We start from the raw sequence: 14,051 nt of genomic DNA on the forward strand, positions 1-14,051 counted from the left end.
ACGCTCAATGCTGCGACTGCTCGGCAATATAACGAGCAGTCGCCAGTGTTCTTCGCGCCTCATCAACATGCATAGTTTCCACCAGCTTGCCATCGAGTACGGCAAGCCCTAGGCCCTGCTCCTGGGCGACTTGCCAAGCAGCAATCACTCGCTTAGCCCACTGCACACCCTCTGCCGAGGGACCAAACACAGTGTTAGCCGCATCTAGCTGGGAGGGATGGATCAAAGTTTTGCCATCAAAACCTAAGGCTCTGCCCTGCTCACAAATTGCCTGAAAACCCGAGGGATTGTCGAGCTCTAGATAGACGCCATCGAGCACCGCAATACCAGCCAGACGCGCAGCCAGCACAGCTTGACTGAGCGACCACTGCAAACCTAAGCGATCGGGCCGATGGGGAACGCGCAACTCTGAAGCTAGGTCGGTCGTACCCATCACTAAAACACTCACTGCGGGGTGCTGTGCAATCTCAGCAGCATGAGCTATACCAGCGGGAGTCTCCAACATTGCCCACAGCGCAATATCTTGACGACCGGCATCAGCTAGCACGTCCATCACCCGGTCTAGCTCAGTAGCGCTCTCCACCTTGGGCAGACAGATCACTGCTAGATCAGCACTGCCGGCTAAGACTTGCAAATCATCTCGTCCCCAGGGCGTAGCTAGGCTGTTACAACGTGCCACCAGCTGCCGCTGTCCGTAACCTCCCGCTGCCAACTGCTCTATTAGCGATGCACGGGCCGTTTCCTTACTAGCGGGAGCCACTGCGTCCTCTAAGTCGAACACAATTGCATCTGCCGCTAAGCTGCGGGCTTTATCCATGGCACGCTGATTAGAAGCGGGCATATAAAGAACTGAGCGCAGTGGCTTATCACTCATCGCTGGTGCTTTCCTCGACAGCGCCTCGGACAGAAGCCTCTTTTAAATAGGCAATTAAATCAGCTCGCTGCTGAGCGTCAGGCACCCCCAAACTCATCATCGTGGTATCTGGAAACATTGCTAAAGGATCGGCCAGCCACAAATAAAGCAGCTCAGGGGTCCACACAAATTCTGCTTGTTTGAAGGTTTCTGAGTAGTATTCAAAGCCCTCTTGCTTACCAGCCACCTTGCCAAAAATACGATGCAAATTAGGGCCATTATTGTGCCCTAGGGCAGCTTCAGGGTAATGACAAGTGCGACACTGCCCAAACACCAAACGCCCTCTTTCAGCCGAGCCTTCGCGCATCTCAAGTTCGGTATTATCAACCTGGGCGATACTAGCCAGTGGCAAGAGCGCCAAGCAGACTAAGGTTTTTATTTTCACTGCACTGCCTCCTGTGCCGCAGCCAATCCGGCACGCCGACCAAAAAATGTACAATCTCCCACTGACAAACCGCTGGCGATATAAGGCGCTGTGGGCAAACCTGCCACTGTACGTCCCGCCGCATAAAGCCCGGGAATGGCCTCACCAAAGCTATTGATCACCTGGCCGTCAATATCTGTGTGCAGTCCGCCAAAGGTATGGGCTGGGAAGAAAGCTTGGTCCACTGACAGGTCCCAAGCACTGTAAGGCCCACCTTGTAAGGGCCGTAAAAAGTCAGTGCTTTTTTGAAACAGCGGATCGACACCGTTTTCAGCAAAGCGGTTGTAGTAGGCCACTGTGTGCTGCAGAGCGCCCTGAGGAAAACCGACCTGTTCGGCCAGATCACCGACAGTGCTACTACGCGCCACCAAGGGGAAGTTATCCTGCGCCATGGCATAACTGCTCTGGCTATCGGTAATTAACCAAGCTTTACCCTGCTGGTGGAAGGCAATGGCATCGCCCAGTACGCCGTGGTAGGACTCCTCAGAAATAAAGCGCTGGCCCGAGGCGTTTACAACGATACCAGACAGCACATTTTCAGGGGGGTAGATCGGCACGACAGCAAAGCCGTGGTGCATGCGCAGTGCCTCAGCACCTGCAGCAATACCCATATTAATACCCGCTCCTAAGTCGCCGGCGTTACCCCAAGGCACTGAACAATCAAACAACTCCGGCGCATAGCGCTGCAACATATCGCGATTGTGAATAAAGCCGCCACAGGCCAGTACAATGCCACGTCGCGCGCGTATATTCAGCCTGCCCTGGCTGCTCTGGACTACCATGCCCACCACTCGGCCATCACTTTCAACTACCAGACGCTGACCGGAGAGGCCCCTGCGAACTTTGACGCCCAGTGCTGGCAAACGGGCTAGTAGCGCCTCCATCAAGCTGCGGCCGCCGTTCATCCCCGGCACGCCAGGGACATGACCCCGAGGGGCAGGTCGCGAGTGCTCCCGGGAAGGCCAGGCCAGTTCATTGCCAGAGTAATACAGCGACTCATCACCAAAAGGCAGGCCCTTAGCTTTAGTAAAGCTTTCCTTATAGGGCACGCCCTGCGCCACCAACCAATCAAAATGAGCAGGGCTGGACTCACAGTAGAGCTGAATCTTGTCTAACTGCGGGTGCTTACTACCACTGACGATGAAGTCATACATGGCCTCGCTGCTGTCTTCGATCTTTAATGCACGCTGCAAGGAAGTACCACCCCCCGCGTACACCACACCTCCGGACATTGCCGAGGAGCCACCCAGCTTAGGCAGTGACTCAATTAACAGCACATCGACATCTTTTGTTTTCGCTTCAATAGCCGCGCTGACGCCCGCTGCGCCAGAACCGGCCACCAGCACATCGGTAGTGATATCCCAGCTGCGCAGTTCCGAGCTTTGGATAATTGACTGCTGAGACGAGCTAGCACTTGCTAGTGAAGCGCCAAGGCCGGCACCAGCAAGTGCTCCCATACCGGCTAGTAGCTGTCTGCGCCCTATTGCACTAGTTGATTTGATCAGTTTGTTATTTTGTTCCTGCTTTTTATCCACAGTGTTCCTCGTGCGGCGTGTTAGTACTGGCAGATATATTCCAAGTGATCACCAAGCATATAGCTTCGATGGCGCGGGCCCTCTGCCTGCTCATCTCCCTCGACATAGCCAGCATCTTCTTCGTATAAGAAACAAATGCCTCCCTCAATAAAAACCATATTAGGCACATAGCTAATTGGCTCTCGCTTGGCAATCGCCTCGCGAGCGGCTTGGCAATCTGAGTAGTCAGCTAAATCGACCAGGCTGACATAGGTTGGCGGCATTAGGCGGAAAGGGTTATTGGGATCTCGTATTTCCTCGAAAGCGACACGAGGCGAGAGCCAGCGGTGGAAGGCAATTTCGCCACCATCGACTTGTACTTCTTGGTCATCTTCAAGAATGGCTAAGAAAAACCAAGTAGAGAAGCGTTTTTTGGCACCTTCTGGTGTGGTCCAGTGTGACAAGTACTCCAGCTGATCTTCAGTGATTTTTAAGCCAGCTTCTTCTTCGGTCTCACGGATCGCAGCATTCATCGCAGTCCGCAAGGGGTCGCCATCACCGGGATCATCGGCCGGATCAACCCGCCCGCCCGGAAACACCCACATACCGCCCATGTGCTTGACAGCGGTACTGCGCTGAACCAGCAGCACTTCAGGGCCACTGTGCGCATCGCGCATCAAAATAACCGTAGCGGAGGGGTAAATCGGTTCTACTGAGCCACTAAGCTTGATCATTTAGCTGGCCTCAGGGGAAAAAACGGCTAATGGTGTCCACCACACAGGCTGGACGATCCGCTCCCTCTATCTCGATGGTCATGCGCACGACCACCTGCACGCCGCCTTTAACTTCTTCAGCACTAATCACCTCACCGGCGCCACGCAAACGGCTGCCCACCGGGACCGGAGCGGGAAAACGCACTTTCTCACAGCCGTAGTTCACGCCCATCGAGAAATTCTCAACCTGCAAAACTTCCGGCAAGAACTGATTGGCCAGCGACAGCGTCAAATAGCCGTGGGCAATGGTGCCGCCGAAGGGGCCCTCAGCTGCTTTGACGGGGTCTACGTGAATCCACTGGTGGTCACCAGTGGCATCGGCAAATAGGTTGATACGCTCTTGGCTAATTTCCAACCACTCACTGTAGCCAAGGTGGCGGCCTTCAGAGCCAAGCAAATCCGCAGGTGATTTAAAGGTTGTCGTCATAATCTCAGTCCAAGTTTCGAGTCAATGATAATCGAACAGACTATAACACTCCGCACCCATGCCAGCAGCTTGCGCGGTTTAACTCTTTCCACCACTAGCCGCTTCACCTGAAGCTAAGGGAAACAGCGCCGCCAGGGCAGCTAAAAGCACTGCTAAGGCAACCATCACTTGAAACGCAAAGGCCTCCGCGGTAGGCAGCAGAAACTGATTTCGTTATAGTGGCGGGTTAGTCACCAAAACTTTTGATCGGAGAAAACTTATGGAGAATTTTCCCATGATCCTCGAGAACTACATCATCCCCTGGGGGGTCAAGGTCATCATCGCACTGCTGATCTTCGTGATCGGTCGCGTGGTTGTTAGAGCCTTGGTTGGCATGGTCGAGAACCTGATGCGCAAACGCGGCGTGGATGAGGTACTGGTCCGCTTTATAACCTCTATCATGCGCTGGATCTTGCTGCTATTTGTAATAATTGCTGCCCTCAGTCAGTTGGGTATAGACACTACCTCGCTGATTGCCGTAGTCGGTGCTGCTGGCCTCGCTGTTGGCTTGGCACTGCAAGGCTCACTGTCCAACTTTGCCGCAGGCGTATTGCTCATTATTTTCCGCCCATTTACCAAGGGCAACTTTGTCGAGGCCGGTGGCGCTATGGGCGTGATCGACAGCATCGGTATTTTCACCACTACCATGACCACTACCGACAACAAAGAAGTGACGGTGCCTAACGGAGCGATCATCTCTAACAATATCACCAACTACTCTGCTCGCCCCACACGCCGAGTGGATATGACCTTTAGCATTTCCTACGATGACGACATCCGCAAAGCTAAGCAGATACTGCAAGAGATCATCGCTGCCGACGAACGCGTACTGCCAGAGCCCGCGCCGGTGATTGTGCTGAGCGAACTGGGCAGCTCGTCGGTCAACTTCCTAGTGCGCCCCTGGGTCAAGTCCAGCGATTATTGGCCGCTCTTATGGGCCACTACCGAAGCCGTCAAAACCCGCTTCGACGCGGAAGGCATCAGCATCCCCTACCCACAAATGGATGTGCACATGCATCAGCAATCAAGCCCAGAGGCACCGAAAGACTCATCAGAGAAGGCAGCTTAAACCCTGCCCCATCGAGTACCGGCGGCTAGCCCAAGAGGCTCTCCGCCGGACTCACTAGCAGCCAATAGCTACGCTACTTCCTAGCCTCTTCAAGCAAGCCTAAGCCCCTATTTCGCGCAGCTAGCCAGCTGGCACGAAACAGCGCGTAAGCCGCTACTGTGATGCGCTACAAGCCACACAGTGCATATACAGATGGGCCGGATCTCGCAAAGCATCAAGCAGGGCTGCGGCTTGATTGAGTGGCCGCAGTAAAAGTTCTATTGCTGGCATTCCAGTGGAGCCAGAACCCAGGGGTAAGCGAATGTTTTGGGTCAATTGCTGGAGCAGCATCTCGCGAGCTGACAGTGCTTGTCGCACATACTCCACTTCAAAGTCCTCCAGACCAGCCAGCTCGCCCGCTGTGGCCACAGCGTCTTTAAGCGAACCCAAGTCATCAATTAGCCCCCGCTCCAGCGCATCACTGGCGCTCCACACTCGCCCTTGAGCAATTCTATCCACCTGCTCAACGCTCATATCCCGGCCTTCTGCAACCAGTGCTAGGAAATTGTTGTAGGTAAAACGTACTGAGCTCGTCAGTGCCTCAGCCAATTGCTCATTCAGAGCACGATCGACACGCAGCGAACCGGCCAAGTCTGTAGTGCCCACGCCATCAGTGTGCACTCCGAGGCGAGCCATTAAGTTTTCAAAGGTGGGAATGGCAGCAAACACGCCAATACTGCCGGTAATCGTTGCCGGCGTGGCAAAAATTCGGTCCGCACTAGCCGCCACATAGTAGCCACCAGAAGCAGCCACTGAGCCCATGGAAACGACCACAGGCATACCATCGGCTTGCACTGACAACACAGCCTGGCGGATCACCTCCGAGGCAAACACACTGCCACCGCCACTATTGATTCGCAGCACGAGAGCTTTGACCCCTTCTCGCTTGGCACTGTGACGAATCATTGCTGCTAGCGAGTCACCGCCAATCGTACCCGGCGGCTGTTCACCTGGCACAATATTGCCCTCAGCCATCAGCACTGCCACTCGCTCAGCGGTCGAGGGGCTCAGCTGCATAGGGCGTTTACGCGCTAGATAGTGCTCAAAAGGCACCGCCTCATACTGCTGCTCATTGTTGCGCGCCCCTACCACTTCGGCCAAGTAATCATTTGATGCCTGGTGGTTCAAGAGCTGGTCAACTAGGCCCGCTTGCAAAGCGGCCTGTGCTGCATCCCCACCCTGCTCTGCCAAACGCTGGGCGTATTCATTAACATAAGCTGTAACCGCGCCTTTGGTGAGCTGACGACGCTGCTCCACAATCTCTGTAAACTGCCCCCACAATTGATCGAGCCAACGCAAAGTGATGGCTTGCTCGTCTTCAGACATATCATTGCGCAAAAAAGGCTCCGCTATCGATTTATGCTCACCGGCTTTAAACACGTGAACATTCACTGAGAGCTTCTCTAAGGCCTCTTGGTAGTAGTTGCGGTAACTACTAAAGCCCTCCAGCGCAACCGCCCCATAGGGGTGAAGAATCACTGTGTCGGCCTGACTGGCCAGTAAATACTGATCCTGGGTGAAGTAATCTCCGCGAGCAAGGATGGGCTTACCGGTGAGACGAAATACTTCCAGTGCTTCAGTGATTTCTGTGGTTTTACTAATTCCGACAGAGAGTAAGCTATCGAGCTCCAGCACTAGTGAGTTAATCGCTGGATCATCGGCGGCGTAGTAAATGGCATCAAGGAGGTCTTGCAAAGCGACTTCATGACTGGCCGGGCTAGACTCTGAGAAAATTGCTTGCAGTGGATCTACCGGACTGCGCTGGTCAACTACCATACCCATCGGGTTTAACAGCAGCGCGGCTTTATTGGGTAGCGGCGCCGGACTGCCGCTGCTGAACAACTTATAGATCAGCACTAAAACCAGCAGGAAAAGAATGTTTGATAAGGCCAAGCGTAGCCGCGTTATGCCCCTCCACAAAGCACCAAAAAACCGCCGCAGTGGCGAAGCTTTACTCATCACTAGTCTCCATTGTTTGTTCAGCTTCGACAGCCGCAAAGCGCAACTCACGAGCCCGCGAGCGCACATAGATCATGGCGGCACAAAACAGTGTCACCACAGCCACCATGCCGACTATTGCAAGCCCATTACCTGGCAGAGCAAATAAGCGCTCTACCAAAGCAATAAAATAAAGCAGAGTGACAAAGCAAAGCCAGATATAACTGCGCAAGTTATCGCGCAGCATACCGGGTAAAAAAATTAACAAGGGCAGCAACTTCGCCAACCAAAACACCCATGGCAAGCCCTGTAGATAGGCATCGGCGCTCTGTTGCGCCAACAGCAGCAGCCAACTAAGCCAGCACAGCAGCCAGAGCAATAAACTACTCCCTGCACGAGCAATCATCGGCTCAAGCCAGCAGCAATTTTTGCCACCCTCCTACCCAGTGCACGACACAAAGCAGCCTCCTGTTCGTCCACTGGACGGCTGTTGTCGGGCCCAGCCCAGTGTGAAGCGCCATAAGGCGTACCGCCAGACTCGGTGCTCATTAAGCCCGGCTCGCTGTAAGGCAAGCCAGTGATCAACATGCCGTGATGTAAGAGGGGCAAGATCATGCTGAGCAAAGTACTTTCCTGTCCTCCGTGCAAGCTAGAGCTAGAGGTAAACACGGCTGCAGGCTTATCGATCATTGCACCGCTAAGCCACAGCCCTGAGCTCTGATCGATAAAATACTTCAAAGGCGCCGCCATATTGCCAAAGCGGGTTGGACTACCTAACAATAAGCCCGAACAGTGACGCAGGTCATCCATTTCGCAGTACAGCGGCCCCTCTTCGGGTATTTCATCGGCGCTTTGTTCAGTGTTTGCTGACACAGGCGGCACGGTGCGCAAACGGGCTTCCATCCCATCAACTAGTGCCACTCCTCGAGCAAGATGCCGAGCCATCTCTGCTACCGCACCATGGCGCGAGTAATACAGCACCAGTATGTAGGCTTGACTCATCGTTTAGTCCAGCAGTTCAAGCACGTTTTCGGGGGGACGCCCTAAAACCGCCCTATCACCACGAACTACAATGGGGCGCTCGATCAATTTCGGATGATTACTCATGGCCTGCAAAACCTCTTGGTCGCTACTTTGCGCATTGAGGCCGAGCTCTTTATATTCGGCTTCACCGCGGCGCAGCAACTCAGCTGGGCTGATGCCTAGTTTCAGCAGTAACTCCTGTAACTGCGCTTTATCCAAGGGCGCCTCTAAGTAGCGAACAACCGTTGGCTCAACGCCATTTTCCTCTAACAGTGCCAAGGTCGCACGTGATTTAGAACAGCGCGGATTGTGGTAAATGGTGTAATCACTCATGGTAAACCCCCAAATAGACAAGACCTCGTATTATAGCAAAGCCGGACGCCGGACTCTCGTACTCAACGCAGGCCTCATGCCATAATACTCGTCATGGATTCTCTAGCTGACATCATACAGAGCCTCAAGCGGCGCAGTCTGTACCTCTTAGGTCGATTTGCCGCCGACCGCTGCTCCGACAACGCCGCAGCCTTAACTTACATGAGCTTGTTCGCACTGGTGCCACTGCTTACCGTGCTCTACACCATGGCCTCGGCAATTCCTGCATTTCAGGGGCTAGAAGTGAAAATGCAGGAGCTGATGTTCCAGCATATGCTGCCCGAAACCAGCGCCGACTTAGAGAGTTATCTCAGTGATTTTTCTCGCCAGGCTAAAAACCTCACCGGCTTCGGTATTGTGTTTCTGGTGGTGACCGCCGTGTTGATGCTGCGCAACATCGAGAAAGCCTTCAACCTAATATGGCGTACCCGCGAAAACCGCAGCCCGGTATCGAGCTTCCTAATATACTGGGCAGTATTAAGCTTAGCTCCACTGACTATCGGCTTAGCTTTAGGCATCAGCGGCGTGGTCACCGCACTCGCCGTGGTGGTGGAGGACTACGACATAATTGGTGCTGGGGCCATGCTACTAAAACTTGCCCCCCTACTGCTCACTGGCGCTGGTTTCACCTTACTTTACGTGGCGGTACCTAACTGCCAGGTACCGATCCGGCACGCATTGATTGGCGGCGCGACCGCTGCAGTGGCCTTCAACTTGGCCCGGGGCCTATTTACAGTGCTGGTACAAGGCTCCAGTATCACCTTTATTTATGGCGCATTCGCCGCAGTACCGCTATTTCTGCTGTGGATATTCTTATCTTGGAATATTGTGCTGATGGGCGGAGTCCTAGTCCACAGCCTATCGTCTTATCAAACCTCTGAGCAGGCAGCTAGGCCCAACGTTCTCAAGGCCCTAGACGTTCTCTATCTGTTCTGGAAGCGCCAGCAAAGCGGTCTGCCTGTGCGAGAAATTGAGCTACTCAGCGGCAAGATCAATATTGTGCAAGGCATCGACAGTGAAACCTGGCGCGACCTGCGAGATATTTTTATTAAGCGCAAAATTATCGCTCAGGATCATCGTGGCCACTATTTTCTGAGCCGCGACCTGCACACCATTACGTTTTGGCAACTCAAAGAGTGGATCAACTCAGAGGCCAAGCTAGATCAATCTGATGTGGTCGCCCAACTGGCTTGGCAACAACAGGCTTACGCTATGCTACTTGAGCAGCGCACAGATCAACGCCAAGCTCTCGCCATCACTATCGCGGATTTATTTAAACAATGAGAATTATATTTTTTGTCGTGCTCGCGGCACTGACTGCTTGTCAGCCACAACCCACCTCGGCTACTTTCTCTGCCGAATCTCTGCGTGGCCAATGGGTATTTATCAACTACTGGGCTCAATGGTGCAAACCCTGTATTGAAGAAATCCCCGAGCTCAACCGCCTCAATAGTGAGCATGACCACATTACTGTTTTGGGCGTGAATTACGATGGCGCTAGCGCTGAGCAGTTAGCAGAACAAGAAGCGGCCCTGGGTATTACATTTCAAACTCTGAGTGAAGATCCCGCCGCTCAACTAGGTACAACCCGGCCAGTAGTGTTACCCACGACTCTCGTCCTAAACCCTCAGGGCGAACTACTGCACACTTTAGTGGGGCCACAGACAGAAGCCAGTTTGCTGGCTGCAATCGATAAGCACTAAACAGCGAACAAAAAAAACCGGCCCCTGCAAATAGGCGGGGGCCGGCTGGATCTTCTCAACTGCTCAATCTGCAGGAGAATGCTCCACAGGGGGGGGTATGAGGACCTGGTTGGGAGCCCGAAGGGCAGCACTACCTGATACAACTGATTAATATGACCCAGCTCTAGGGCATGGGTTCCATCTATTAGAAAATATTTTTTAGGGGAGAGTTTTATAATATGGCGACAGTTTTTAGTGATAATGCGGAAACCATCGGCGCTACACCACTGGTCCAAATTAAGCGCATCAGTGAGGGCAATATTCTCGTTAAGCTAGAAAGCCGCAATCCGGCCATGTCGGTCAAATGCCGTATTGGTGCAAATATGGTCAATGCCGCTGAGCAAGAAGGCAGCCTCAAAGCAGGTATGACGATTGTCGAGCCTACCAGTGGCAATACGGGTATCGCTCTGGCCTTCGTGGCAGCAGCTCGGGGCTATGGCTGCATTCTCGTCATGCCCGACAGCATGAGCCTGGAACGGCGCAAACTGATGAAAGCGCTTGGCGCGGAAGTGATTCTCACCGAAGGGGCCAAGGGGATTCCCGGCTCCATTGCCAAGGCGGAAGAAATTTTGGCCTCTGATGCCACGAAGTACTGGGGACCGCGCCAGTTTGAAAACCCCGCCAATCCGGCCATCCACGAGTCGACCACCGGCCCCGAAATCTGGCATGACAGCGACGGCCAGATTGACATCTTAGTCGCGGGGGTTGGCACAGGCGGCACCCTGACCGGAGTTTCTCGCTACATTAAAAACAGCTGCGGCAAGGCCATCACCACCATTGCTGTGGAGCCTTCCAGCTCCACAATCATCAGCGCCGCCAAAGCCGGCACAGAACCAAGTCACGGCCCACACAAAATCCAAGGTATTGGCGCCGGAATCCTGCCGCGCAACCTCGATTTATCTCAGGTGGACCAAGTTGAGCAAGTGAGCAACGAAGAGGCGATGGAGTGGGCGCACAAACTGATGCAGCAGGAAGGCATTTTGGCAGGCATTTCGAGCGGCGCAGCGATGGCCGTTGCTGACCGGGTTGCTAAGCGAGCGGAAAACAGCGGAAAAACCATTGTCGCGATTTTGCCGGACTCAGGTGAGCGCTATTTGAGCGGCCCGCTATTTGAAGGCTTTTTCACCGATAAAGAACTCTTACAATAGCCGCTTTGTAACAAGGAGGCCCACTGAGCATAAACTGGTGAGCCTCCTGCTCCACTAGGGCAGAATAATTGTCGAACCGGTGGTCTGGCGCGACTCCAGATCGCGGTGGGCCTGTACAACATCATCTAAAGCATAGCGCTGATTTATCTCTACGCGTATACGCCCATCAGCGACCCGTTCAAACACGGCGGCACTCGATGCCTCTAGCTCTGCCTTACTCTGCGTGTATGTCATCATAGTGGGCCGGGTGACATAGAGCGAACCACCAGTCGACAAGCGCTGTAGATCCAGTGCTTCAGGTGCGCCCGAAGCATTACCGAAGCTCACTAATAACCCGCGTGCTTGCAGGCAAGCCAGTGAACTATCAAAGGTGTCGCGCCCCACACCATCGTATACCACCGGCACGCCCTGGCCAGCGGTCAACTCACGCACTGCTTCAGTCACATCTTGCTCACGATAATTTATGACATGAGTGTAGCCGTGGGATAGGGCCAGCTCAGCTTTGGCGGCACTGCCGACAGTGCCAATGACAGTGGCACCTAAGGCCTTAGCCCACTGGCCGAACAACAGACCAACACCACCCGCAGCGGCATGAAACAGGCAGGTCTGCCCGGCCTGTAATTCAAAGCAGCGCTGGATTAAATATTCAGTGGTTTGGCCTTTTAGCAAAACAGCGGCTGCGGTTTCAAAGTCGATGCTATCGGGTATCTTGACCAAGCGATCAGCGATCAAGTTGACGGCCTCAGCATAACTGCCAAAGCCCGCTGAGCAATAGGCAACGCGATCGCCTACTGCAAGATCCACCCCCTCGCCTACCGCAGTCACAACACCGGCGCCCTCAAGGCCTAAGCTGGCTGGCAGCTCCAGTGGATAGAGGCCACTGCGGTGATAGGTATCAATAAAGTTAAGCCCTATTGCACGGTTTTCAACCTGCGCCATTCCCGGCCCCGGCGCTGCAAGCTCCACCTCTTTCAGCTGCATAACTTCCGGGCCACCGTGCTGGGCAATCTGCACTACCTTAACCATAAACCTCTGCCTTGCTATTGATTGAAGATGATCGAGGCCTCAACTGAGGCCCGAGTAGCTCAGCTTATACCGCTGCTGTGCCAGCGACAAATCACTGCACTTAGCCTTGCTGCGCTAAGCCTTAAGCGCTTTTACCCCTCTCCCCCTATCTGCTTTATAGCACTATGCTAGGTCATAGTAGGACGCAGTATCAAAGCAATTGCGTTAGAATGCAGTATCAGCCCTCTACCATCCGGAATACCGACTGTGCTAGACCATATTGACTTGGATCGCCGCTTACGGCTCGCCATCGACAGTTTACAACTGGAGCATGCCACTCCAATTCAACAACAGTTTATTCCCGTCGCCCTCAGTGGCCGCGACATCAAGGCCTCGGCCGAAACCGGCAGTGGCAAGACACTTGCTTACTTGCTTCCGGTAGTACAGCGCTTACTGAGCTGCGATCAACTACCGCGCCATGCCGGCACCCTCATACTCATACTGGTGCCCACTCGTGAACTGGCCCGGCAAGTGCTGAAGCAAAGCCGCAAGCTGATAGAAAAAACTCACTTGCGGGCCGCCGCTATAACAGGCGGTGCCGATTTCAAATATCAAAAATCTGTGCTGCGCGAGAACCCTGAAATTATCATTGCCACCCCCGGTCGCATATTGGAACACTGCGAAAGCCGCAGTGCCGACCTCTCCGCGCTGCTTTGTCTGGTCTTGGATGAGGCGGACCGCATGTTGGAAATGGGCTTTCGAGAAGATGTACTTAAAATCAATGAGTACTGCGCCGCTGATCGCCAGGCCCTATTTCTATCCGCAACGCTGCGCATGAAAGGCTTAAGCGAACTCTCTGCCATGCTTTTGTCGGAACCTGAAACTATCGCCGTGGGTGAAATTCGGCAAGCCCATAGCAATATTCACCACCAGCGCATCTTGGCCGACAGTCAAGAGCACAAAGACAATTTACTACTGGCCCTGCTAGAGCAGCAAACAGAGCGGCGCAGCTTAGTTTTTGCCAACAAGCGCAGTACAGCAACACGTCTGGCAGGCTTGGTCAGCCAGCGTGGCATCAAGGCCGACTGCCTGCATGGCGACATGAGCACCGAGGATCGCAAGCGAGTCATGACAGCCTTTAGCGAGGGCAAAATTCAGGTGCTCTGCGCCTCAGACCTCGCCGCTCGAGGCCTAGATGTGCCCAATATCGACAGCGTGATCAACTACGATCTGCCGCGCAGTGGCGACGACTATCTACACCGCACCGGCCGCACTGGCCGCGCGGGCGCTAGCGGCCTGGCCATATCCTTAGTGGACGCTAGCCAATGGAACCTCATGAGTAGCATTCAGCGCTACCTCAATACCGAATTTGAAGCGCGCAGCTTGCCGGGACTCAAAGCGAAGTACAGTGGCCCCAAAAAGCTCAAGAGCTCTGGCAAAGCGGCCAGCTCGAAGAAAAAGTCATCGAAAAAACAGCCAAAAGCTAAACAGCGGGCCCGTGACCTGAAAAATAAGGGCAAGCCCGCAGGCCGCCGCTCGGCAGCACCTAACGATGGCACCGCGCCCTTAATGAAAAAGAAACGCCTGCCACCGAAAGATTAATCTGCCTACAGCAGCCCTTTAAT

General features: G+C 54.0%; 15 protein-coding genes. 5 read left to right on the forward strand and 10 right to left on the reverse strand.

Going from position 1 to position 14,051, the window contains the following annotated elements; all coding sequences use genetic code 11:
- Positions 1-4: 4 nt before the first annotated feature.
- Genes H2508_RS06580 through H2508_RS06600 form a run of 5 tightly spaced genes read right to left on the reverse strand, consistent with a single transcriptional unit; the run spans position 5 to position 4,051 of the window.
- Positions 5-874 carry an HpcH/HpaI aldolase/citrate lyase family protein gene (locus tag H2508_RS06580; protein WP_182170465.1) on the reverse strand — a complete coding sequence of 290 codons (870 nt, stop codon included), beginning with the start codon at positions 872-874 and terminating at the stop codon, positions 5-7.
- Positions 867-1,298 (reverse strand): c-type cytochrome, encoded by a 432-nt coding sequence (locus tag H2508_RS06585; RefSeq protein ID WP_328799329.1) that lies wholly within the window; start codon positions 1,296-1,298, stop codon positions 867-869. Before H2508_RS06585 ends, H2508_RS06580 begins: the two co-directional genes overlap by 8 nt.
- Positions 1,295-2,872: an FAD-dependent oxidoreductase gene (locus tag H2508_RS06590; RefSeq protein WP_182170468.1), complete on the reverse strand. Its 1,578-nt coding sequence runs from the start codon at positions 2,870-2,872 to the stop codon at positions 1,295-1,297. Before H2508_RS06590 ends, H2508_RS06585 begins: the two co-directional genes overlap by 4 nt.
- A gap of 20 nt (positions 2,873-2,892) precedes the next feature.
- Entirely contained in the window at positions 2,893-3,585 is a 693-nt protein-coding gene (locus H2508_RS06595; RefSeq protein WP_182170471.1) for an NUDIX hydrolase, read from the reverse strand.
- A 10-nt stretch (positions 3,586-3,595) separates the two neighbouring features.
- Complete coding sequence (locus H2508_RS06600; RefSeq protein WP_182170474.1) at positions 3,596-4,051, reverse strand: MaoC family dehydratase; 456 nt, start codon at positions 4,049-4,051, stop codon at positions 3,596-3,598.
- A gap of 259 nt (positions 4,052-4,310) precedes the next feature.
- Here H2508_RS06600 and H2508_RS06605 point away from each other — a divergent pair, with 259 nt between their 5' ends.
- Positions 4,311-5,159: a mechanosensitive ion channel family protein gene (locus H2508_RS06605; protein ID WP_182170477.1), complete on the forward strand. Its 849-nt coding sequence runs from the start codon at positions 4,311-4,313 to the stop codon at positions 5,157-5,159.
- A 153-nt stretch (positions 5,160-5,312) separates the two neighbouring features.
- Here the strand turns inward: H2508_RS06605 and sppA are convergent, their stop codons facing one another.
- The 4 genes from sppA to arsC are packed head-to-tail and all read right to left on the reverse strand — an operon-like array spanning position 5,313 to position 8,492.
- Positions 5,313-7,157: a signal peptide peptidase SppA gene (gene sppA, locus H2508_RS06610; protein ID WP_182170480.1), complete on the reverse strand. Its 1,845-nt coding sequence runs from the start codon at positions 7,155-7,157 to the stop codon at positions 5,313-5,315.
- Positions 7,150-7,515, reverse strand: coding sequence for a DUF2069 domain-containing protein (locus H2508_RS06615; protein WP_235964937.1), 366 nt, complete (start codon positions 7,513-7,515; stop codon positions 7,150-7,152). Before H2508_RS06615 ends, sppA begins: the two co-directional genes overlap by 8 nt.
- A 23-nt stretch (positions 7,516-7,538) precedes the next feature.
- Positions 7,539-8,138: an NAD(P)H:quinone oxidoreductase gene (gene wrbA / locus H2508_RS06620; protein WP_182170486.1), complete on the reverse strand. Its 600-nt coding sequence runs from the start codon at positions 8,136-8,138 to the stop codon at positions 7,539-7,541.
- 3 nt (positions 8,139-8,141) lie between these two features.
- The gene (arsC, locus tag H2508_RS06625; protein WP_182170489.1) at positions 8,142-8,492 is read right to left on the reverse strand and encodes an arsenate reductase (glutaredoxin); all 351 of its coding nucleotides are present in this window, start codon (positions 8,490-8,492) and stop codon (positions 8,142-8,144) included.
- A gap of 93 nt (positions 8,493-8,585) precedes the next feature.
- Between arsC and H2508_RS06630 the strand changes: the two genes are divergently transcribed.
- From H2508_RS06630 to cysK, 3 genes are all read left to right on the forward strand, one after another.
- The gene (locus H2508_RS06630; RefSeq protein WP_182170492.1) at positions 8,586-9,815 is read left to right on the forward strand and encodes a YihY family inner membrane protein; all 1,230 of its coding nucleotides are present in this window, start codon (positions 8,586-8,588) and stop codon (positions 9,813-9,815) included.
- Positions 9,812-10,234, forward strand: coding sequence for a TlpA family protein disulfide reductase (locus tag H2508_RS06635; RefSeq protein ID WP_182170495.1), 423 nt, complete (start codon positions 9,812-9,814; stop codon positions 10,232-10,234). The genes H2508_RS06630 and H2508_RS06635 overlap by 4 nt, the downstream gene beginning before the upstream one ends.
- Positions 10,235-10,452: 218 nt before the next feature.
- Complete coding sequence (gene cysK / locus H2508_RS06640; RefSeq protein ID WP_182170498.1) at positions 10,453-11,421, forward strand: cysteine synthase A; 969 nt, start codon at positions 10,453-10,455, stop codon at positions 11,419-11,421.
- 54 nt (positions 11,422-11,475) lie between these two features.
- Here the strand turns inward: cysK and H2508_RS06645 are convergent, their stop codons facing one another.
- Positions 11,476-12,447, reverse strand: a complete 972-nt coding sequence (locus H2508_RS06645) for a quinone oxidoreductase family protein (RefSeq protein ID WP_182170501.1) — start codon at positions 12,445-12,447, stop codon at positions 11,476-11,478.
- Positions 12,448-12,693: 246 nt separating this feature from the next.
- Between H2508_RS06645 and H2508_RS06650 the strand changes: the two genes are divergently transcribed.
- The gene (locus tag H2508_RS06650) at positions 12,694-14,028 is read left to right on the forward strand and encodes a DEAD/DEAH box helicase (protein ID WP_182170504.1); all 1,335 of its coding nucleotides are present in this window, start codon (positions 12,694-12,696) and stop codon (positions 14,026-14,028) included.
- The last annotated feature ends 23 nt before the right edge of the window (positions 14,029-14,051 follow it).

The organism is Sediminihaliea albiluteola (genome assembly GCF_014077625.1).
Classification (GTDB): domain Bacteria; phylum Pseudomonadota; class Gammaproteobacteria; order Pseudomonadales; family Halieaceae; genus Sediminihaliea; species Sediminihaliea albiluteola.